At 61.4% G+C, this 19,567-nt stretch carries 19 protein-coding genes and 1 pseudogene; 9 read left to right on the top strand and 11 right to left on the bottom strand.

Going from position 1 to position 19,567, the window contains the following annotated elements; translation table 11 throughout:
- Positions 1-303: 303 nt before the first annotated feature.
- Positions 304-1,407, top strand: a complete 1,104-nt coding sequence (locus ACZ5M5_RS25460) for an NADH:flavin oxidoreductase (RefSeq protein WP_060740686.1) — start codon at positions 304-306, stop codon at positions 1,405-1,407.
- A gap of 88 nt (positions 1,408-1,495) precedes the next feature.
- Here ACZ5M5_RS25460 and ACZ5M5_RS25455 read toward each other — a convergent pair whose 3' ends face one another.
- A complete protein-coding gene (locus tag ACZ5M5_RS25455) occupies positions 1,496-2,695 on the bottom strand; it encodes a glycosyltransferase family 4 protein (protein ID WP_060740687.1) in 1,200 nt (399 codons plus the stop codon).
- A 39-nt stretch (positions 2,696-2,734) separates the two neighbouring features.
- Positions 2,735-3,490 carry a sulfate transporter CysZ gene (gene cysZ, locus ACZ5M5_RS25450; protein WP_464738142.1) on the bottom strand — a complete coding sequence of 252 codons (756 nt, stop codon included), beginning with the start codon at positions 3,488-3,490 and terminating at the stop codon, positions 2,735-2,737.
- A 311-nt stretch (positions 3,491-3,801) separates the two neighbouring features.
- Here cysZ and trxB point away from each other — a divergent pair, with 311 nt between their 5' ends.
- On the top strand, positions 3,802-4,764 hold the full coding sequence (trxB, locus tag ACZ5M5_RS25445) for a thioredoxin-disulfide reductase (protein WP_003205459.1): 963 nt from the start codon (positions 3,802-3,804) through the stop codon (positions 4,762-4,764).
- 186 nt (positions 4,765-4,950) lie between these two features.
- On the opposite strand, the pseudogene ACZ5M5_RS25440 reads toward trxB, so the two are convergent.
- The 7 genes and pseudogenes from ACZ5M5_RS25440 to ACZ5M5_RS25410 form a co-directional block, all read right to left on the bottom strand.
- Positions 4,951-6,200 (bottom strand): annotated as a pseudogene (locus ACZ5M5_RS25440) (2-aminoadipate transaminase).
- A gap of 297 nt (positions 6,201-6,497) precedes the next feature.
- The gene (locus tag ACZ5M5_RS25435; protein ID WP_060740689.1) at positions 6,498-6,836 is read right to left on the bottom strand and encodes a HopJ type III effector protein; all 339 of its coding nucleotides are present in this window, start codon (positions 6,834-6,836) and stop codon (positions 6,498-6,500) included.
- The gene (locus tag ACZ5M5_RS25430) at positions 6,829-7,125 is read right to left on the bottom strand and encodes a DUF1244 domain-containing protein (protein WP_003205454.1); all 297 of its coding nucleotides are present in this window, start codon (positions 7,123-7,125) and stop codon (positions 6,829-6,831) included. The genes ACZ5M5_RS25435 and ACZ5M5_RS25430 overlap by 8 nt, the downstream gene beginning before the upstream one ends.
- Positions 7,126-7,223: 98 nt before the next feature.
- On the bottom strand, positions 7,224-7,604 hold the full coding sequence (folX, locus tag ACZ5M5_RS25425) for a dihydroneopterin triphosphate 2'-epimerase (RefSeq protein WP_014340149.1): 381 nt from the start codon (positions 7,602-7,604) through the stop codon (positions 7,224-7,226).
- A complete protein-coding gene (gene folE / locus ACZ5M5_RS25420; protein ID WP_060740690.1) occupies positions 7,605-8,165 on the bottom strand; it encodes a GTP cyclohydrolase I FolE in 561 nt (186 codons plus the stop codon).
- Positions 8,166-8,185: 20 nt separating this feature from the next.
- Positions 8,186-8,896, bottom strand: coding sequence for a dihydromonapterin reductase (folM, locus tag ACZ5M5_RS25415; protein ID WP_060740691.1), 711 nt, complete (start codon positions 8,894-8,896; stop codon positions 8,186-8,188).
- Positions 8,897-9,105: 209 nt separating this feature from the next.
- Positions 9,106-9,666 carry an antibiotic biosynthesis monooxygenase gene (locus tag ACZ5M5_RS25410; protein ID WP_060740692.1) on the bottom strand — a complete coding sequence of 187 codons (561 nt, stop codon included), beginning with the start codon at positions 9,664-9,666 and terminating at the stop codon, positions 9,106-9,108.
- Positions 9,667-9,885: 219 nt separating this feature from the next.
- Here ACZ5M5_RS25410 and ACZ5M5_RS25405 point away from each other — a divergent pair, with 219 nt between their 5' ends.
- Positions 9,886-10,842, top strand: a complete 957-nt coding sequence (locus ACZ5M5_RS25405) for a MerR family transcriptional regulator (protein ID WP_464738141.1) — start codon at positions 9,886-9,888, stop codon at positions 10,840-10,842.
- On the opposite strand, the gene ACZ5M5_RS25400 is transcribed toward ACZ5M5_RS25405, so the two are convergent.
- Both ACZ5M5_RS25400 and ACZ5M5_RS25395 read right to left on the bottom strand, forming a co-directional pair.
- Positions 10,839-11,444, bottom strand: coding sequence for a hypothetical protein (locus ACZ5M5_RS25400; protein ID WP_060740694.1), 606 nt, complete (start codon positions 11,442-11,444; stop codon positions 10,839-10,841). The genes ACZ5M5_RS25405 and ACZ5M5_RS25400 overlap by 4 nt on opposite strands.
- Positions 11,445-11,498: 54 nt before the next feature.
- A complete protein-coding gene (locus tag ACZ5M5_RS25395; protein WP_060740695.1) occupies positions 11,499-11,972 on the bottom strand; it encodes a PAS domain-containing protein in 474 nt (157 codons plus the stop codon).
- Positions 11,973-12,127: 155 nt separating this feature from the next.
- Here ACZ5M5_RS25395 and ACZ5M5_RS25390 point away from each other — a divergent pair, with 155 nt between their 5' ends.
- From ACZ5M5_RS25390 to ACZ5M5_RS25365, 6 genes are all read left to right on the top strand, one after another.
- Positions 12,128-12,583: a flavodoxin gene (locus ACZ5M5_RS25390; protein ID WP_060740696.1), complete on the top strand. Its 456-nt coding sequence runs from the start codon at positions 12,128-12,130 to the stop codon at positions 12,581-12,583.
- 140 nt (positions 12,584-12,723) lie between these two features.
- The gene (locus ACZ5M5_RS25385) at positions 12,724-13,506 is read left to right on the top strand and encodes a class II aldolase/adducin family protein (protein ID WP_103309532.1); all 783 of its coding nucleotides are present in this window, start codon (positions 12,724-12,726) and stop codon (positions 13,504-13,506) included.
- On the top strand, positions 13,506-14,408 hold the full coding sequence (locus tag ACZ5M5_RS25380) for an alpha/beta fold hydrolase (RefSeq protein WP_464738140.1): 903 nt from the start codon (positions 13,506-13,508) through the stop codon (positions 14,406-14,408). The genes ACZ5M5_RS25385 and ACZ5M5_RS25380 overlap by 1 nt, the downstream gene beginning before the upstream one ends.
- Positions 14,409-14,694: 286 nt before the next feature.
- Positions 14,695-15,606, top strand: a complete 912-nt coding sequence (locus tag ACZ5M5_RS25375; RefSeq protein WP_103309536.1) for an SDR family oxidoreductase — start codon at positions 14,695-14,697, stop codon at positions 15,604-15,606.
- A 639-nt stretch (positions 15,607-16,245) separates the two neighbouring features.
- Positions 16,246-18,039 (top strand): DUF1302 domain-containing protein, encoded by a 1,794-nt coding sequence (locus ACZ5M5_RS25370; RefSeq protein ID WP_103309538.1) that lies wholly within the window; start codon positions 16,246-16,248, stop codon positions 18,037-18,039.
- Positions 18,040-18,061: 22 nt separating this feature from the next.
- Positions 18,062-19,429, top strand: a complete 1,368-nt coding sequence (locus tag ACZ5M5_RS25365) for a DUF1329 domain-containing protein (RefSeq protein WP_464738139.1) — start codon at positions 18,062-18,064, stop codon at positions 19,427-19,429.
- The last annotated feature ends 138 nt before the right edge of the window (positions 19,430-19,567 follow it).

Below are 19,567 nucleotides of genomic sequence, written 5' to 3'. Positions count from 1 at the left end.
GTCCCCCTGTGGCGAGGGAGCTTGCTCCCGCTGGGCTGCGCCCGTAGGAGCTGTCGAGTGCAACGAGGCTGCGATCTTTCCCCAATCACTTGAGTCTCAAGCGAAAATCAAAAGATCGCAGCCTTCGGCAGCTCCTACCAACCGGGCGGGAGCAAGCTCCCTCGCCACAGGGTTCTGGTCGAGCCCCCTCAGCGCTTCCTTCTGATCCTTAATCATTCAAATCAATAGTGCTACCCAGCGCTCCCCGTGCTCCATATTATCGTCGTCATATCCGATCTGTGACTTCGTCCCGTGGAGTGCCCCATGCCTGCAAAAGCCCTGTTCAAACCCTTCCACCTCGGCGCGTTCGAATTGCCAACCCGGGTGGTGATGGCGCCGATGACCCGTTCCTTTTCGCCGGGCGGCGTGCCGAATGCCAAGGTGGTCGAGTACTACCGTCGCCGCGCGGCGGCCGGGGTCGGCCTGATCATCACCGAGGGCACGACGGTCGGGCACAAGGCCTCCAACGGTTATCCGAATGTGCCGCATTTCTACGGCGACGCCGCGCTGGCCGGTTGGAAGCAGGTGGTCGATGCGGTGCATGCCGAAGGCGGCAAGATCGTTCCACAGTTGTGGCACGTGGGCAGTGTGCGACGCATCGGCACCGAGCCGGATGCCAGCGTGCCCGGCTATGGTCCGAGCGAAAAACTCAAGGACGGCCAGGTGGTGGTCCACGGCATGACCCAGGCCGATATCGACGAGGTTATCGCTGCGTTTGCCCAGGCGGCGAAAGACGCCCAGAGCATCGGCATGGACGGGGTGGAAATCCACGGCGCCCACGGCTATCTGGTGGACCAGTTCTTCTGGGAAGGCAGCAACCAGCGCACTGACGGTTATGGTGGCAGCCTGGCCAACCGCTCGCGCTTCGCGATCGAATTGATCCGTGCCGTGCGGGCGGCGGTGGGCGAGGGTTTCCCGATCATTTTCCGCTTCTCCCAATGGAAGCAGCAGGATTACACCGCGCGCCTGGTGCAGACCCCCGAAGCCTTGGGCGAATTCCTCAAGCCGTTGTCCGAGGCGGGCGTGGACATTTTCCATTGCTCGACACGGCGTTTCTGGGAGCCAGAGTTCGAAGGCTCCGAGCTGAACCTGGCCGGCTGGACCCGCAAGCTCACCGGCAAGCCCACCATCACCGTCGGCAGCGTCGGCCTGGATGGCGAGTTCCTGCAGTTCATGGTCAACACCGACAAAGTCGCACAACCGGCCAGCCTGGAAAAGCTGCTGGAGCGCTTGAACAACGATGAGTTCGACCTGGTGGCGGTGGGGCGTGCGCTGCTGGTGGATCCGGACTGGGCGCAAAAAGTCCGAGAAGGGCGGGAGCAGGAGATCTTGCCGTTCAGTCGCGAAGCCTTGATGACCTTGGTTTAAGCGGCGCCTTGTAGGGCCTCATCGCGGGCAAGCCTTGCTCCCACAGAGTTGTCAGTCGTGTGGGAGCAAGGCTTGCCCGCGATGCTTTTCAGCGTTGCGACACGGCCTGAGGCAGCGACGATTCGACCTGACAAACCCCTCGCAGCTGCGCTTCAAATTGCTCGATCACCGCCGCCCAACCCTGGCGACTGGCATGCTGGCGCGCATTGAGCCGCACACAACGCAAGGTCTCGCGCTCCTCCAGCAGCCAACGGGCGGCATCGCAGAACGCCTCTTCATCCCCTGGCATCGCCAGCACGCCGTTATAGCCGTGGCGAATGTGTTGCGCAGCCGCGGCCTGATCGTAGGCCACCACACCCAGCCCGGACGCCAGCGCCTCCAACACCACGTTGCCGAAGGTTTCGGTCAGGCTCGGAAAGACAAACACATCCCCGGACGCATAGTGGCTGGCCAGCGCCTCGCCGCGTTGCGAGCCGCAAAAGATCGCCTCGGGCAATTCCTGCTCCAGCTCGGATCGTTGCGGGCCGTCGCCGACTATCACCAGCTTCATCCGTCGCCCCGCAAAAGCGCTGCACAGCGTCTCGAAACTGCGCTTGAGCAGCCCCAGGTTTTTTTCCGGCGCCAGGCGTCCGACATGGAGCACGGCGATGTCGTCGTCGCCCAGGCCCCACGCTTCGCGCAGGCTCGACGAGCGCTTGACCGGGTGGAACAGTTGGCTATCCACGCCGCGGGACAACAACGCCACGCGCTCGAAATGCCGTCGTTCCAGTTCCAGGCGCTGGCTGAGACTGGGCACCAGGGTCAGGCTGGAGCGGTTGTGAAACCAGCGCAGGTAATGGGTGAGCACGCGACTCAACAGCCCGAGGCCGTACTGTTGGGTGTATTGCTGGAAATTGGTGTGGAAACCACTGACCACCGAAATACCCAGGCGTCGTGCCGCCCGCAGTGCCGACAAACCCAGCGGCCCTTCCGTGGCGATGTAGAGCACGTCCGGACGATGACGTTTCCAGCGCCTGAGCAGCTTGTGCATCGACGCCTGGCCCCACTGCAAGCCCGGATAGCCTGGTAACGGCCAGCCCCGGCACAGCAGCAACTGCTCGTCACTGGCTTGGCGTAAGTCGTCGGCCTGGCGAGGCCGTATCAACTCGACCTGATGCCCGCGGGCGCGCAAGCCGTCGTACAGGCGGCCCAAGGTATTGGCCACGCCATTGATTTCCGGCGGGAAGGTTTCGGTGATCAGGGTAATGTGCAGGGGTGTGGTCATGACCCCAGTGTCGACCGGGGCCATTTCGTCATTGTGACGCCAGGATGATGGATTTGTGACGGCTCAGCCCTGACGGGCCAGGGCGGTCTCGGCGCCTTGCTCGCGCACCCAGAACAAGGTCGCCCCGGCCACCGCCGCTGGCATCATCAGGATGTTCACCACCGGGATCAGCAGCACCAGGTACACGCTGCCGCCAAAACCCAGGCTCTGCCAACGCTTTTCCCGCAGCCAGGCGAGCATTTCGTTCCAGCCCAGCTTGTGGTTGTCCGCCGGGTAGTCGATGTACTGGATCGCCATCATCCACACGCCGAACAGCAGCCACAGCGGCGCGGCCACCAGATTGACCACGGGGATGAACGACAGCACGAACAACCCCAGGGCGCGGGGCAGGAAATAGCCGAGTTTGCGCGCTTCCCGACCGAGGGTCCGGGGGATCATGGCAATCAATTCGGCCCAGCTGAAGGCCGGGAAGTCGTCGGTGCCACGGATGACCACTTCGACTTTTTCCGCGAGAAAACCGTTGAACGGCGCGGCGATGATGTTGGCGAGCATGGTGAAGGTAAAGAACACCATCAGCACGACGAGCACCACGAACAGTGGCCAGAGCACATAGCTGAGGAAACTCAGCCACTCTGGCAGCGACGGCATCAGCGTATCGACCCACAGGCTGAACTGATGGCCGGCCAGGTAGATCAATCCGACGAACAGCACCAGGTTGATCGCCAGGGGCAAGAGTACGAACAGGCGCAGGCTCGGGCTCAGGACCAGCTTGAGGCCTTCTCGCAAATATTGCGGGCCGGACAGGACGGGGGCGGGCATAGGTGACTCCGAGCGAAGGTGAACGCGCCGACCTTACCGGCTTTGCCCAGCGCGGGAAAGCGGCGACATGGCGTGTAACAACGTTTCTTGAGGCGAGGGCGCCTATTAAAAGGGCCGCTGGGAATAGAGCTCACCTATGAGCTGGATTGTTAAACCGTATTTCCTTAATCTTCGCTCCCTCGATACGCTGCACCCATTCTTTTGCAGGACTGTCGAACCCAAGCCTTCCCCAAGTGCGTCAACGGTCCTTTTTTATTCACGCCGCTCACCCGGCGTTCCGGCCCGCAAGGTCCGGTCAACAGGAGCAGGTCATGTCTGAAGTGCGTCATTCGCGAGTGATTATCCTTGGTTCCGGCCCTGCCGGTTACAGCGCTGCGGTCTATGCGGCCCGTGCCAACCTCAAGCCGCTGCTGATCACCGGCATGCAGGCCGGCGGTCAATTGACCACCACCACCGAAGTCGACAACTGGCCGGGCGATGTCCATGGCCTGACCGGCCCGGCCTTGATGGAGCGCATGAAGGAACACGCCGAGCGCTTCGAGACCGAGATCGTTTTCGACCACATCAACGCCGTGGATTTCGCCGCCAAGCCGTACACCCTGACCGGCGACAGCGCGACCTACACCTGCGATGCCCTGATCATCGCCACCGGCGCCAGCGCTCGTTACCTGGGCCTGCCGTCGGAAGAAGCCTTCATGGGCAAAGGTGTGTCGGCTTGCGCCACCTGCGACGGTTTCTTCTACCGCAACAAGCCAGTGGCTGTGGTCGGCGGCGGCAACACCGCGGTCGAGGAAGCGCTCTACCTGGCCAACATCGCCAGCACGGTCACCCTGATCCACCGTCGCGAAACCTTCCGCGCCGAGAAGATCCTGATCGACAAGCTCAATGCCCGCGTCGCCGAAGGCAAGATCATCCTCAAGCTCAACGCGACCCTGGACGAAGTGCTGGGCGACAACATGGGTGTGACCGGTGCCCGCCTGAAGAACAACGACGGCAGCTTTGACGAGATCAAGGTCGACGGTGTCTTCATCGCCATCGGCCATACGCCGAACACCTCGCTGTTCGAAGGCCAGCTGGAACTCAAGGACGGCTACCTGGTGGTCAAGGGCGGCCGCGACGGCAACGCCACCGCCACCAGCGTCGAAGGGATCTTCGCGGCCGGCGACGTGGCCGACCACGTCTACCGCCAGGCGATCACCTCGGCCGGTGCCGGTTGCATGGCAGCCCTGGACACCGAGCGTTACCTGGATGGCCTGCAGAACGCTTCGTTCTGATCCATCGGGCATAAAAAAACCGGCTTCGGCCGGTTTTTTAATACCCGAATACCTGGCGGTGAACCCTTGTGGGAGCGAGCTTGCTCGCGATGGCGGTGTATCACTCAACATCGATGTCGGCAGACTTGACGCTATCGCGAGCAAGCTCGCTCCCACAGGGTTTTTGTGTGCTCAGAAGCACTGCATTCAGGCCAGCTTCGCCAGGCACGCCTCCAGAATATCCAAGCCCTCTTCCAGCACTGCCGGCTCGGTCGTCAACGGCGCCAGCAGCCGCACGATGTGTCGCGACTTGCCACTGGGCATCAGCAGCAGGCCCGATTCCCGTGCCAGGGCCAGCAGTTGCGTCAATTGTGCCGACGCCGGGGTGCCGTCGGCCTGGCTCAGCTCGATGCCGCGCATGGCGCCGATGCCGGTCAGGCGGCCCAGGTAAGGGCTTAGCCCGCGGCTGCGCCAGGATTCGTAGCGACTGACGATCGCCTCTTGCTGTTGCACGCCCCAGGCGTGCAGGTTGGCGTCGGTCATTTCGTCCAGGGTCGCCAGTGCGGCGGCGCAGGCGATGGGGTTACCCGAGTAGGTGCCGCCCAGGCCACCCTTGGGCAGGTTGTCCAGCAGCGCCTTGCGTCCCACCACCGCACCGAGGGGCACGCCGCCGGCAATGCTTTTGCCCAACAGGATCAGGTCTGGTTCGATGCCCAATCGGGAGAAGGCAAAGCGCTGGCCGGTGCGGCCGAAGCCGGACTGGATCTCATCGATAATCAGCACAATGCCCTTGTCATCACAGAACTGCCGCAGAGCCTGGGCGAAGGGCACGTCCATCGCCAGGAAGCCGGCTTCGCCCTGCACCGGTTCGACAATGAAACAGGCCACGTCATTCACATCGATCTCGACGCTGAACAGCCGCTCCATGGCTTTCAAGGCCTCTGCGCAGGTGACGCCGTTGTCCTGGCTGGGGTACGGCAGGTGATACACCGGCCCGGGCAGGACACCGACTTTCTGTTTGTAAGGCGCGACCTTGCCGTTGAGGTTGAGGGTCGCCAGGGTGCGGCCGTGAAAGGCACCGTCAAACGCGATCACGGCGGTACGGCCCGTGGCGCCTCGCACGATCTTCAAGGCGTTCTCCGCCGCCTCGGCGCCGCTGTTGGTGAGCATGCCGCTGACCGGGTAATCCACCGGGACAAACGCCGCCAGGCGTTCCATCAATTCGATATAGGGAGCGTGAGGGGCGGCGTTGAATGCGTAGTGAGTCAGCCGCGTAGCCTGTTCGCGGATCGCCTCGACAATGCGCGGATGACAATGGCCGAGGTTCAGCACACCAATGCCCCGACAAAGTCGATGTAGCGTTTGCCGTCGGTGTCCCAGACCTCGGCATTCCTGCCGTGGCTGAGGCTGACGGGATGCACGATGGAGATCGATTGGCTGATGGTTTCGCTGCTCATGGATGACGGCCCGGACGAAGGAGAAATTTCCGTTATCTAAGCCGCGAGCAGAGGGGCCCGGCAAACGAAATAAAGTTGCCGGGTCAATCTTAAAAGTCGGGATGTGGTGAGGCGCCGCTCACTTGGACTGAACCTGTGGCGAGGGAGCTTGCTCCCGCTGGGGCGCGAAGCGGCCCGAAACCTGGCGACCTGGTGTGCCAGGCAAATTGAGTTTGACTGCTTGGGTCTGCTGCGCAGCCCAGCGGGAGCAAGCTCCCTCGCCACAAAAGCGGATCCTCACCACACAGGCAGGATCGATCAGCGCCGTTGCAGCGGCTGCTCGTCGAACTTCACGCCTGCCAGCCCATGCACCATCAGCGCGCGAATATTGCCATGATCACTGCCTTCGGGCGTGGCCAGTACCGAACGGTAATGTTCGCCGAATGCCAGCAGAGCTTCTTCATCGCTCAAGCCTTCGAGCAGTGCCAGGCCCAGGGTCTTGCACGAACCTTCGTTCTGCCCGGCGGCGTTTTGCACGCCGCCGTTATTGAAGGCCTGGGGCTGGTAGTCGTAACCGGCGGCGATAAAGGCCAGGGTGTCGGCGAAGGCATGTTCGCCGCTCTTGAGGCGGGTACGCAGGGTATTGAGGTCAGGCATCGGGTTTTCCTTTGGCGAACGCCGCCTGTTGTTCGGCGCTGGCTTCTTTCTGGTATTGGGCTTTCCATTCGGCGTACGGCATGCCGTAGACCACTTCGCGGGCGTCGTCGAGGCTGACCTCGACCTGGCGCTCATCGGCGGCGGCCTTGTACCACTTGGACAGGCAGTTGCGGCAGAAGCCGGCGAGGTTCATCAGGTCGATGTTCTGCACATCCTTGCGGCTGTCCAGGTGGGCAACCAGCCGACGGAAAGCGGCGGCTTCGAGTTCGAGGCGTTGTTGGTCGTTCATGGGGATCTCTGCGAAACAGCTTCAAGCGGCGCGCTTCAAGCTGCAAGTTTGGATTACGGTGGTCAGGCTCGAAGCTTACAGCCTGAAGCCTGTAGCGGCTATGAAGCAGCCCGGCTTGCTGCGAGCGTAATCGACACTGATTCGGCGAATCGCAAGGCGTGGGGCTTGTCGACTTCGACTTCGGCGTACAGCACCGACTCGTTGGCCATGACCAGGTCGAGCAATTCCTGGGTCAGGCGTTCGAGCAGGGCGAAGCGGTTGCCTTCCACGTGGGCGATGATCGCCTTGGTGATGGTGCGGTAGTTCAGCGCGTGGTCGATGTCGTTGTCGCGCACCGCCTCCTGGGCGGCATAGAGGATGGTCAGGTTGATCAACACATCCTGCTTGTTGAGGATTTCATCCTCGTTGATGCCGATGAAGGTGCGCAGGCGCAGGTCCTTGACCTTGATGCGTGCCATGGCTGGCTGAAGTTGTGGCATTTACTTGCTCCGTCGAATCAATTGCAGGAACTCCTGGCGCGTGGTGCTGGAATCGCGAAAGGCGCCGAGCATCACCGAGGTGTTCATGGTCGAGTTCTGTTTTTCGACACCGCGCATCATCATGCACATGTGCTGGGCCTCGATCACCACCGCCACGCCAGCGGCCTGGGTGACCTGCTGCACCGCGTCGGCGATTTGCCGGGTCAGGTTCTCCTGGATCTGCAGGCGGCGGGCGAACATGTCGACCAGCCGGGCGACCTTCGACAGCCCCAGGACCTTGCCGGTAGGAATATAAGCCACATGGGCCTTGCCGATGAAGGGCAACAGGTGATGTTCGCACAGGGAATAAAGTTCGATGTCGGCGACGATCACCATTTCATCGTTGTCAGAGGCGAACAGCGCGCCGTTGACGATCTGCTCGACGCTTTGTTCATAGCCGTGGCAAAGGTACTGCATGGCCTTGGCGGCACGCACCGGGGTGTCGAGCAAACCTTCGCGCTCGGGGTTTTCCCCCAGGCCGATGAGGATCTCGCGGTAGTTCTGGGGCAGGGATAGCGTCATGGTGCATCCTCGAAACAAGGCTATTTGACGTGCCGCCCGCCGTTGACGGTCAGGGTCGTGCCGGTGACATAAGGGTTGTCCAGCAGATAACGCAGGCTCTGGTAGATCACTTCGCTGCCGGGTTCGATACCCAGTGCGGATTTGGCCAGTGCCTTGGCGCGGTAAGCCGCGTCGTCTTCGGGGTTGAACAGTAGCAGGGCCGGGGCGATGCCGTTGACCTTGATCGCCGGGGCGAACTTGGCCGCGAACGACAGGGTCAGGCTTTCCAGGCCGGCCTTGGTGGCGCAATAGGCGATATGTCGGGCGCTGCCCTTGCGGGTCACGTCATCGCTGATGTGCACGATATCCGCCGGCGTTGAACGCAGCAGCAACTCGGCGCAATGCAGGTTGATCAGGTAAGGCGCAAGCATGTGCACGCCGAACATGGCGTTGAAGGCCGCCGCTTCGCTGCCCGGGCCTTCGGCCAGCCAGGCCGAGGCGTTGTGCACGATGGCCCGCAGCCGGTCGGTGTGTTGCTTGAGTTGCTCGATAAAGGCCAGGATCCCCGTTTCGCTGGAGAAGTCGGCGAACAGCACCACTGCCCCCAGGTCCCGCAACGTTTGCACGCCGGGGCGCTCGGTGCGATAGGTCGCGATCACCGGATGCCCGTCCTCCAGCAAGCGCCGGGCGCAATGCAGGCCGACGCGCTGGGCTGCACCAGTGATCAGGATCGGAGCGGTGGCGCTGGACATGGGACGGCTCGGTTCACGGCAAGAGCAAAACTATAACAGCGACGCGGGGCGCGTCCTATGCACAAAGGTCAATCCGGTCGTGACCAGTTGCCCATTGTGGGCGCGAGCTTGCTCGCGATGACGGCCTGACCTTCAATATCCTCATTGACTGTCACACCGCTATCGCGAGCAGGCTCGCTCCCACAGGAGGACTATCGAGGCAGGTGGCCTCAATGATTCTGCGTAGCCGGCAATGCCCGCTGCGGCGCGCCGTTGAGCCAGTTCGCCAGCAGATGGGTCGACATCGGGATAAACAGGTAGACCATCAGCGGTGTCAGGATGACGGTGCTGATGAGCACGCGGCTCAACAGGCCCAGTTCGCCCAGCAGCGGTCCCAACAGGAAATTGAACAACAGCGACACGGGAAAGAACGCCAGCCAGATGGCCACGGCCTGTTTCCAACGTGGCGGACGCTGGCCGACCGTGCCGAACCAGCCATCGATGCCACGCACCCGATGTTCGGAGGGATGGGCAAACAGATCGCTGCCCCGTCCCAGCCAGGCCGTGCGCGAGGCGGAGTGTTCCCAGGCGTGCAGTGTCTGCTCGTCGGCAAAACGGAAAATGATCTGGAATTCATCGTCCTGGGGCGGAGGCGCAAGCACGCCGGACCCCAGGTAACCAGGGAAGTCGGTGGCCAATTGTTCGCCTTCGCGCAACCAGGCAATCAGATCCTGATAACGTCCATTGGCGACGCGGCGGGCCACCATCAAAGTGACGGGTGAGGTCGACATTATGTATCTCCGTAAGACAGGCGCAGTGCTCCGGGTAGGAGGTTTGCGGGGGACGCCCCGGGGTGGTGGGTAGCGTCTGGTCGTCAAAAAACAGGCAAGGATTATTCCCGATTGTGCGTAAAACAACAAAATCGCACACCTGAATACGTTTGCCCTTGTCATGACATGTCTTGGAGGAGGAAGATAGGATCCAATTGCCAGCCGGAATTGTCTGCCAAAATGAGCGTAATCACAGAGGATAGCTTTATTTTCCAGGCATCAGCCTTGAAAAGGGAAGATCTGTTTCCCATTCGCGAAGTCGCCCGCATGACCGGCGTGAACCCCGTGACCCTACGCGCATGGGAGCGGCGCTACGGTTTGATCCAGCCTACTCGCACCGAAAGTGGGCATCGCCTGTACTCGTTGAGCGATATCGAAAAGGTTCGCAGCATCCTGGCATGGATCGAGCGCGGCGTGGCAGTCAGCAAAGTGGGCAAGATCCTGGCCAAGACCGAGGCGGTGCAACCGGTGTCCACGCTGCTTTCATCCGACCTGGTCAAGGCTGATCACGCCCGCTGGCAACAACAGGTGGCGGACGCGGTTGGCAACTTTGACGATGTGGAACTGGATCGCGTCTACGGCCAGGTCTTTTCCACCTACACCGTGCCGGTCGTATTCCAGGACATCCTGATGCCGCTTTGGCGACAAATGCTGTATCGCCAGCCAGAGTTCGGGCAAATCAGTGAATGGGTGTTTTTCGACGGGTTCCTGCGTTCGCGCATCATCCAACGGCTGTTGTTCAAGCGCGAAGGTCATTCGCCGCGGGTCCTGGTCTGTGCCCTGGCCGGCCAGTGCCGTGAGCTGGAGTTGCTGGTCACGGCGCTGTTCCTGTCCAGCGCGGACGTGGGCGTCAGGGCGCTGTCGATCGGCCTGCCATTCAACGAACTGACCTTGGTGTGCCAGAAGATCCAGCCGCTGGCCTTGGTGCTGGTTTCCAATCATGCGCCGGTCCCGGACTTGTCCAAGCGCCTGGGCAAATTGGCGATGAGCCTGGATTGTCCGTTGATGCTGGCCGGTGAAGCATCTGACCTGGCGCAGGAAAGCCTGGCTGGCTCGTCGATCGGTTGCCTGGGTAACGAAGGCATAGTGATGCGCCAGCGCCTGCGTCAATTTCTGGCAGGCACCCTCGACACCTAGAGATGCATGGAGGGATGGGTCAGGCGATGTTGCTGCAGGATGTACTGGCGTAGGCGCTCAGTCTCGTCCTGGTCATTCTGGTTCAGGTGGTAGGCCAGCAAACCTCGATCGGTTTCCCGTTCGAAGGCACCACGCAACGAAATTCTTTCGTAGCCTGAGGGGCTGAACCACAAGGCAAACTGCTTCGGTGGCTTGGTCCGGCTGCGGTTCTCCAGCAATACACCCTTGCAGGACACTTCGTGGACCCAGAGCGGTCCCGGCTGGCCCTTGATATTTTCCAGCGCCACCGGCTCGTCGAGCGTCAGGCGCCACGGGCGTATCTTCGGTCCGTCTTCGTAGATGCTGGGCACCCCCAGGCGCAGGTGCATCGCATGGAATTCGTCTTCTACCAGGTGCAACGGAAACGTCATTTGCTGATTTTCGAAATTGGCTTGCAGGGTGACCTGCTCATTCGCCGCCAGGCGCGTCAACAGATCACGGATCTGCGACCCACCGTTGACCAGCAAGCTCGACGTGACATCCCGCTCGTTCAACTGCGGGTTGTGTTGCATGGTCCGGATGAAATCCAGTTCATCCTGCGTCAGAAGGGCATCGCGCTGCATGGTCGGCTCGAAAGGATAATTTACATTTTCACTGGTGATTGTAGTGACTGACCGTTAATTCGGGGTTTTGTTTGCACCGTTCGTCGCCTCAAGCCGGGCAATCGTTTCCCGGGCTTCGGCCAGCTCCTTTTCCAGCTGGGCGACGCGTTGTTGAGCCTTGACCTGGGTCGTGACGTCTTTTTGCACACCGACGAAATAGGTGTACCCGTCAGCCTGGTTTTTTACCGTGGACAATGACAGCTCATTCCAGAACGGCGTGCCGTCCTTGCGGTAGTTGCGCAGCACCTCTCGACAGGCACCGCCCTCTCGCAAGGCCTGGCGAATCGGCTCCAAGGCCGATTGGTCCCGATCACCCGACTGCAGGAACCGGCAATCCTGGTAAAGGATTTCGTCGCGGTGATAGCCGGTCAGGCGTTCGAAGGCCGGGTTCACATAGATCAGGATATTGTCTTCGCCTTCTTTTTCAGCGATGACAATCCCGTCGTTGGAAGCATTGATGACCAATTGCATCAGTTGAGCGTTGATCATTTGAAAGATCCCTTTTGAACATCCCTGTTGAATCAGCATTTTAGAAGAAATCGAAGGGCTGTCCACTGGCCATTACTGCCGTTGAGAGCCATTCGCAGCCTTGTGGGTGCAACTGTTACTATCCCGGCTCTTTTTTCAGGATCAGGATCAGATTGATGAAAGTCGCCATTCTTTCCGGCTCAGTGTATGGCACCGCCGAAGAAGTCGCCCGGCACGCCGCCAAACTGCTGCGCGACGCGGGCTTCGATGCCTGGCACGACCCTCGTGCGACCCTGGCGGATGTCCAGGCATTCGCGCCAGAAGCTTTGCTGGCGGTGACGTCTACGACCGGCATGGGCGAGCTGCCAGACAGTCTGATGCCGTTGTATTCGACCATCCGCGACCAATTGCCAGGGTTCTTTCGCGGCTTGCCCGGCGCGGTGATTGGCCTGGGCGATGCCAGTTACGGGGATACCTTCTGCGCCGGCGGCGAGCAGATGTGCGAACTGTTCGCCGAACTGGGCGTTCGCGAGCTGCTGCCGATGCTGCGTCTGGATGCCAGCGAAAGCGTCACGCCGGAAACTGACGCCGAGCCGTGGCTGGCTGAGTTGATCGACACGTTGCGGTCTTGAAGCGGATGCGCTGACTCGTTTGGCCAGTAAGCTGGCTGCCAATGCAACTACCGCCTCTGAAAGACCTGACTAGACTGACTTTCTTGAGTACGACGTTTTGATGACAAAACTCCTATAACAAGAAACCAGAGGCCATAGCCGTGAGCGTAGCGCCCGTCCAAACGACACTCAGTATCAAGGAACAGGTCAGTGCGGCCGAATGGCAAACCCGGGTGGACCTTGCCGCCTGTTATCGACTTGTCGCGCTACATGGCTGGGATGACCTGATCTTCACCCATATCTCTGCGAAGGTCCCCGGCACCGAGGATTTTTTGATCAACCCGTTCGGGCTGATGTTCCATGAAATCACCGCCTCGAGCCTGGTCAAGGTTGACCAGGCCGGCAACAAGTTGATGGACAGCCCCTACGAGATCAACCCGGCTGGCTACACCATCCACAGCGCGGTGCATGAGGTGCGCCATGACGTGGCTTGTGTGCTGCACACCCACACCGCCGCCGGTGTCGCGGTGTCGGCGCAGAAGCAAGGCGTGTTGCCGATCAGCCAGCAAGCGTTGTTCGTGCTGTCGAGCCTGGCCTATCACGCTTACGAAGGGGTGGCCTTGAATCACGAAGAAAAGGCGCGCCTGCAGGCCGATCTGGGCGACAGCAATTTCCTGATGCTGCACAACCATGGCTTGCTGACATGCGGCGGCACCATCGCCGACACCTTCCTGATGATGTTCACCTTTCAACGGGCCTGTGACATCCAGGTCCTGGCCCAGAACGGCGGGGCCGAATTGATTGCCATCGAACCGCAGATTCTGGCTGGCGCCCGGGCGATGATCGCCGGGGTGACCAAAAGCGCCCAAGGCATGGGCGGCGCCTTGGCCTGGCCGGCGTTGCTGCGCAAGCTTGATCAACAAGACACCGGGTATAGAAGCTGATGCCCCTGGCCCAGATTCCCCTGCGTATTTGGCGCCAGCGCGGCCAGACTTTCCTGTTCCGTGGCCACGCCATCCGTTACTGGGTGGCGGGCCAGGGTGAGCCGCTGCTGTTGATCCATGGTTTTCCCACCGCCAGTTGGGATTGGCATTACCTGTGGCAACCCTTGGCGCAACGCTACCGGGTGATCGCGTGCGACATGCTCGGTTTCGGCGATTCCGCCAAACCGATGGATCACGCTTACAGCCTGCTGGAGCAAGCCGATCTGCAGCAAGCCTTGCTGGCGCACTTGAATGTGAAGGGCGCGGTGCATGTGCTGGCCCACGATTACGGTGACAGCGTGGCCCAGGAACTGCTCGCCCGGCATTACGAAGCACGCATCCACCTTGAGAGTTGTGTCTTTCTCAATGGCGGACTGTTCCCCGAAACACACCGGCCGGTATGGGCTCAGAAACTCTTGTTGAGCCCCCTGGGCTGGCTGCTGGGGCGGATGTTCTCCCGGGAAAGCCTGGCCAGCAACTTTCGGCAGATTTTCGGCCCCGGGACCGGCCCTACCGAAAGCGAGCTGGATGACTTCTGGAGCCTGGTGGAGGCTCATCACGGTCCGCGGATCATGCACAAACTCATCGGCTATATTCCCGAACGCCGTGTGCAGCGTGATCGCTGGGTGCTGGCGATGCAGCGCGGCGAAGTGCCGTTGCGGGTGATCGACGGTGCGGTCGATCCGATTTCCGGTGAACACATGGTGGCGCGCTACGAGGCCCTGATCCCAAACCCGGACACGGTGTTGCTGCCCGACATCGGGCATTACCCGCACACCGAGGCACCGGTGCAGGTGCTCAAGCATTACCTGGCGTTTCGCGAAACCATCGCCGCGCCGCACAGACAAATGGCCTGTTCCTGACGCATCTCTTCTGACTGAAAGACCGCTATCGCGAGCAAGCTCGCTCCCACAGTGGGTCGATTGTAAATACGGAATTTGTGAACAACAAAACCCCTTGTGGGAGCGAGCTTGCTCGCGATAGCGGTCCCCCGGCCAGCAGGAAAATCGAATGCGCTGCCGTCGTTTGGGCCTGCATCATCCCCCCGCCTTATCGGCCACCATTCACTGGCAGTCGTGTTGATTGTGACCGGCCGAGAGGTGCCGGACACTCGTGGTCATTGTCCTGTCCGCCTGCTGGAGTTCTGCCATGAGTGAGTCTGTGCGCTTCGAAGATAAAGTCGTGATCGTCACGGGAGCCGGCGGAGGCCTGGGACGCGCCCATGCGTTGCTGTTCGCCAGACAAGGCGCGAGAGTGCTGGTCAACGATCTTGGCGGCTCGGCGCAGGGGGAAGGGGCCAATGCCTCGGCAGCGGATCGGGTGGTCGCCGAAATCCGCGAGGCGGGCGGCATCGCCGAGGCCAACCACGACTCGGTCACCGATGGCGACAAGCTGGTACAAAACGCGCTCGATGCGTTCGGTCGCGTCGACGTGGTGGTCAACAATGCCGGGATCCTGCGGGACAAGACGTTCCACAAAATGGACGACGCCGATTGGGACCTGGTCTACCGCGTCCACGTCGAGGGTGCCTACAAGGTGACCCGGGCCGCATGGCCGCACCTGCGTGAGCAAAACTACGGGCGGGTGATCTTCACCGCGTCCACCTCGGGCATCTACGGCAACTTCGGCCAATCCAACTACGGCATGGCCAAGCTCGGCCTTTATGGCCTGACGCGGACCCTGGCCATCGAAGGCCGCAAGAACAACATCCTGGTCAATGCCATCGCCCCCACTGGCGGCACCCGCATGACCGAAGGCCTGATCCCGCCGCAGGTGTTCGAACAACTCAAGCCCGAACTCGTCAGCCCGCTGGTGGTGTACCTGGCCAGTGAGACCTGCCAGGAAACCTCCGGCTTGTTCGAAGTGGGCGGCGGCTGGATGGGCAAGGTGCGCTGGGAGCGCAGCCTGGGTGCGGGCTTCGACCCGCGCAAAGGCTTTTCGCCCGAAGACGTCGCCGCCCATTGGCAGCAGATCTGCGACTTCGAGGATGCGGTACACCCGAACGACAACCTGGAAGCCTTGAAAGAAATGATGGCGAATCTGCAACGCCACGCTATCTAAACCTCACCGCCCGTGCCGCTTGCCGCCAGGCGCGGCAAGCGTGCTGATGGACAATTCTTTGTTCACCCGGGCCGCCAGGTTCGCGGTGGTCTCGATAGGGCCCTATCCCACACGGCTCAACATCCAGGCAAAGCGCGCGCCGGGGATTTCCTACAGCAACGTAGGAAACAAGAAGTTTTAACTCGGAAATCACCGCACATAAAAAAGGCCGCTGCAAAAAGCAGCGGCCTAAGCGTGACGTTGCAAAGGAGCTACAAACCAACGTCGATAAACACGGGATGATGGACCGATACACCAATCCATCCGAATGACGGTGCGCCAGGCTGGAGGGAAAGCCATGGCGACTTGCGCTTGCAGGCCCGTTGCCCTGCAAGCCCGGCCAGCATAGGGAACGAGCCCGGCGGGAAACAGCCCGGATCCGGACATGCACCGTTGCAGGGCGCGTAACAGTCGCAGGCGGGGCAGGAATATGCGTGGCGCTGATGGCCCATCATCCAGTCCGTCCATGGGGCGCGCAAACGCCCGTCCCGCAGGGGCTGTAATCCTTTTGAGGTACAGCGCGAATACCTCCTTGGTGCGCTTATCGCCCATGGCGTGCGGCAGTAGAGTGAAGCCTCTGTCACTCACCGGGGAAGACGCATGACAACAATAACAATGCGCGCCATCTTCAAGCCGCAGGCGCTGGCCGTCGCGGTGGCCTTGGGTTGCTCTGCCCAGGCGCAGGCCGTTTCATTCAACATTGGCGAGATCGAGGGTCAGTTCGATTCGTCGCTGTCCGTGGGCGCGAGCTGGGGCATGCGCGATGCCGACAAAGACCTGGTCGGCACGGTCAACGGCGGGCGAGGCCAATCCTCCACCGGTGATGACGGACGGCTGAATTTCAAGAAAGGCGAGACCTTTTCCAAAATCTTCAAGGGCCTGCACGACCTCGAGCTCAAGTACGGCGATACCGGTGTGTTCGTGCGTGGCAAGTACTGGTATGACTTCGAGCTCAAGGATGAGGGCCGCGAGTTCAAGGACATCAGCGACAGCAATCGCAAGGAAGGCGCCAAGTCCTCGGGGGCACAGATTCTCGATGCCTTCGTCTATCACAACTATTCCATCGCCGATTTGCCAGGCACCGTGCGCGCCGGCAAGCAGGTGGTCAGCTGGGGGGAAAGCACCTTCATCGGCAACTCCATCAACAGCATCAACCCGGTGGACGTGTCCGCGTTCCGTCGCCCCGGTGCGGAGATCAAGGAAGGCCTGATCCCGGTGAACATGCTGTTCGCCTCCCAGGGCCTGACCGACAAGCTCACCATCGAAGGTTTCTACCAGTTGGAGTGGGATCAGACCGTGGTGGATAACTGCGGCACGTTCTTCGGCAACGACGTGGTGGCCGATGGTTGCACCAGTGGCTACACCGTGGGCAGTCCGGCGATTGCGCCGTTCGTGCCCTTGACCCAGGCATTCGGCCAGGAGATCCAGGTGTCCAGGGAGGGGGTGATCATTCCCCGTGGCGGCGACCGCGACGCCCGCGATTCCGGCCAATGGGGCACGGCGTTGCGCTGGCTCGGCGATGACACCGAGTACGGCCTGTACTTCATGAATTACCACAGCCGTACGCCTACCGTCGGGACCACCACGGCGGGGCTGTCGACGCTGGCGGCGTTGCCGGGAATGGTCGCGATCGCCAACGGCCTGGCCCCGGGCAGCGGTGCGGGCCTGGCGCAAAGCGTGATGCTGGGCCGTGGTGGGTACTACCTTGAATACCCGGAAGACATCCGTCTGTACGGCGCCAGTTTCTCCACGACGTTGCCCACCGGCACCGCCTGGACCGGGGAAATCAGCTACCGTCCCAACGCGCCGGTGCAGGTCAATACCAACGACCTGACCCTGGCCCTGGTCAACCCGATTGCCGGTGGCGCGGCATCGCCTATCGCAACCGCACCGGGTGCCGACAACACCGGTTACCGGCGCAAGGAAGTGACCCAGGTCCAGAGCACCCTGACGCACTTCTTCGATCAGGTGCTGGGGGCTGATCGCCTGACGCTGGTTGGCGAAGCGGCGGTGGTGCATGTCGGTGGCCTGGAGTCCAAGGACAAGCTGCGTTATGGCCGTGACTCGGTCTATGGCCAATACGGCTTTCAGGGCGACACCGATGGTTTCGTCACCTCGACGTCCTGGGGCTACCGCGCCCGGGCGATTCTCGATTACTCCAACGTGATCGGCGGAGTGAACTTCAAGCCCAACGTGTCCTGGTCCCACGACGTGGCCGGCTATGGCCCCAACGGTTTGTTCAATGAAGGCGCCAAGGCCATCAGCGTTGGTGTCGATGCCGATTACCGCAACACCTACACCGCCAGCTTGAGCTACACCGACTTTTTTGGCGGCGATTACAACGTTCTCGAAGACCGCGATTTCCTCGCGCTGAGCTTCGGCGTGAACTTCTGATCTGGCTGACAAGGAAAACCCAATGCGCAAGATGATCCTGCAATGCGGTGCCCTGGCCTTGAGCCTGCTGGCCGCGAACGTGATGGCGGCGGTTTCGCCGGAGGAAGCGAACAAACTGGGCACCAGCCTCACGCCGTTGGGCGCGGAAAAAGCCGGCAATGCCGATGGCTCGATCCCGGCCTGGACCGGTGGCATCGCGAAAAACGCCGGGGCGGTGGACAGCAAGGGCTTTTTGGCCGACCCGTTCGCCAATGAAAAACCGTTGTTCACCATCACCGCCGCGACCGTGGACAAGTACAAGGACAAGCTCTCCGAAGGGCAGGTGGCGATGTTCAAACGCTACCCGGAGACCTACAAGATCCCGGTCTACCCGACCCATCGAAGTGTCGCGTTGCCGCCGGAAATCTACGAGTCGGCCAAGCGCAGCGCCCTCAACGTGACGTCCATCAACGACGGTAACGGCTTGTCCAACTTCACCGGCAACCGTTACTACGCCTTCCCGATTCCCAAGAACGGCGTGGAAGTCATATGGAACCACATCACCCGTTATCACGGCGGCAACCTGCGACGCATCATTACCCAGGCTACGCCACAGACCAATGGCGGCTTCACGCCGATCCGCTTCGAAGAAGAAATCGCCGTGCCGTTCCTGATCAAGGATGCCGACCCGGAAAAGGCCAGTAACGTACTGACCTATTTCAAGCAGGAGGTCACCGCCCCGGCACGCCTGGCCGGTAACGTGCTGCTGGTGCATGAAACCCTCGACCAAGTGAAGGAACCTCGCCTGGCCTGGATCTACAACGCCGGCCAACGCCGTGTGCGTCGTGCCCCGCAAGTGGCCTACGACGGCCCGGGCACCGCCGCCGACGGGTTGCGCACCTCCGACAACTTCGACCTGTTTTCCGGCGCGCCGGACCGCTACGACTGGAAGCTGATCGGCAAGAAGGAAATGTACATCCCGTACAACAGCTACAAGCTTGATTCGCCCAGCCTCAAGTACGATGACGTGATCAAGGCCGGTCATATCAACCAGGACCTGACCCGCTATGAACTGCACCGGGTCTGGGAAGTGGTCGGGACGGTCAAGCCCAGCGAGCGGCATATCTACGCCAAACGCCACATGTACTTCGACGAAGACAGCTGGCAGGCGGCGCTGGTGGACCACTACGACGGTCGCGGTCAACTGTGGCGGGTGGCCGAAGGTCATGCCCAGTACTACTACGACCATCAGAACCCGGGCTACACCCTGGAGGCGCTCTACGACATCATCGCCGGCCGCTACATCGCGCTGGGGATGAAGAACGAAGAGAAACACAGCTACGAATACGGCTTCGAAGCCCGGGCAGCCGACTACACGCCGGCGGCGCTGCGTTCAACCGGGGTTCGGTAAGGGGCCGACTGTTGGAAAGAGAACGGTGGCGAGGGGATTTATCTGTGGGAGCAAGGCTTGCCCGCGATGGCCGCACCGCAGTCTGAAAGCTGAACCGCGTTATCGTTCATCGCGGGCAAGCCTTGCTCCCACGGTGAA

Source organism: Pseudomonas sp. Van50, assembly GCF_055390755.1.
The sequence above is the reverse complement of the archived record's forward strand: the minus strand, read 5'-3'. Positions and strand labels throughout refer to the sequence as shown.

Excerpts from the sequence above, each read along its gene's own strand:
- ACZ5M5_RS25460 (WP_060740686.1), top strand. The coding sequence starts at position 304 with ATGCCTGCAAAAGCCCTGTTCAAACCCTTCCACCTCGGCGCGTTCGAA.
- ACZ5M5_RS25455 (WP_060740687.1), bottom strand. The coding sequence starts at position 2,695 with ATGGCCCCGGTCGACACTGGGGTCATGACCACACCCCTGCACATTACC.
- cysZ (WP_464738142.1), bottom strand. The coding sequence starts at position 3,490 with ATGCCCGCCCCCGTCCTGTCCGGCCCGCAATATTTGCGAGAAGGCCTC.
- trxB (WP_003205459.1), top strand. The coding sequence starts at position 3,802 with ATGTCTGAAGTGCGTCATTCGCGAGTGATTATCCTTGGTTCCGGCCCT.
- ACZ5M5_RS25435 (WP_060740689.1), bottom strand. The coding sequence starts at position 6,836 with ATGCCTGACCTCAATACCCTGCGTACCCGCCTCAAGAGCGGCGAACAT.
- ACZ5M5_RS25430 (WP_003205454.1), bottom strand. The coding sequence starts at position 7,125 with ATGAACGACCAACAACGCCTCGAACTCGAAGCCGCCGCTTTCCGTCGG.
- folX (WP_014340149.1), bottom strand. The coding sequence starts at position 7,604 with ATGCCACAACTTCAGCCAGCCATGGCACGCATCAAGGTCAAGGACCTG.
- folE (WP_060740690.1), bottom strand. The coding sequence starts at position 8,165 with ATGACGCTATCCCTGCCCCAGAACTACCGCGAGATCCTCATCGGCCTG.
- folM (WP_060740691.1), bottom strand. The coding sequence starts at position 8,896 with ATGTCCAGCGCCACCGCTCCGATCCTGATCACTGGTGCAGCCCAGCGC.
- ACZ5M5_RS25410 (WP_060740692.1), bottom strand. The coding sequence starts at position 9,666 with ATGTCGACCTCACCCGTCACTTTGATGGTGGCCCGCCGCGTCGCCAAT.
- ACZ5M5_RS25405 (WP_464738141.1), top strand. The coding sequence starts at position 9,886 with ATGAGCGTAATCACAGAGGATAGCTTTATTTTCCAGGCATCAGCCTTG.
- ACZ5M5_RS25400 (WP_060740694.1), bottom strand. The coding sequence starts at position 11,444 with ATGCAGCGCGATGCCCTTCTGACGCAGGATGAACTGGATTTCATCCGG.
- ACZ5M5_RS25395 (WP_060740695.1), bottom strand. The coding sequence starts at position 11,972 with ATGATCAACGCTCAACTGATGCAATTGGTCATCAATGCTTCCAACGAC.
- ACZ5M5_RS25390 (WP_060740696.1), top strand. The coding sequence starts at position 12,128 with ATGAAAGTCGCCATTCTTTCCGGCTCAGTGTATGGCACCGCCGAAGAA.
- ACZ5M5_RS25380 (WP_464738140.1), top strand. The coding sequence starts at position 13,506 with ATGCCCCTGGCCCAGATTCCCCTGCGTATTTGGCGCCAGCGCGGCCAG.
- ACZ5M5_RS25375 (WP_103309536.1), top strand. The coding sequence starts at position 14,695 with ATGAGTGAGTCTGTGCGCTTCGAAGATAAAGTCGTGATCGTCACGGGA.
- ACZ5M5_RS25370 (WP_103309538.1), top strand. The coding sequence starts at position 16,246 with ATGACAACAATAACAATGCGCGCCATCTTCAAGCCGCAGGCGCTGGCC.
- ACZ5M5_RS25365 (WP_464738139.1), top strand. The coding sequence starts at position 18,062 with ATGCGCAAGATGATCCTGCAATGCGGTGCCCTGGCCTTGAGCCTGCTG.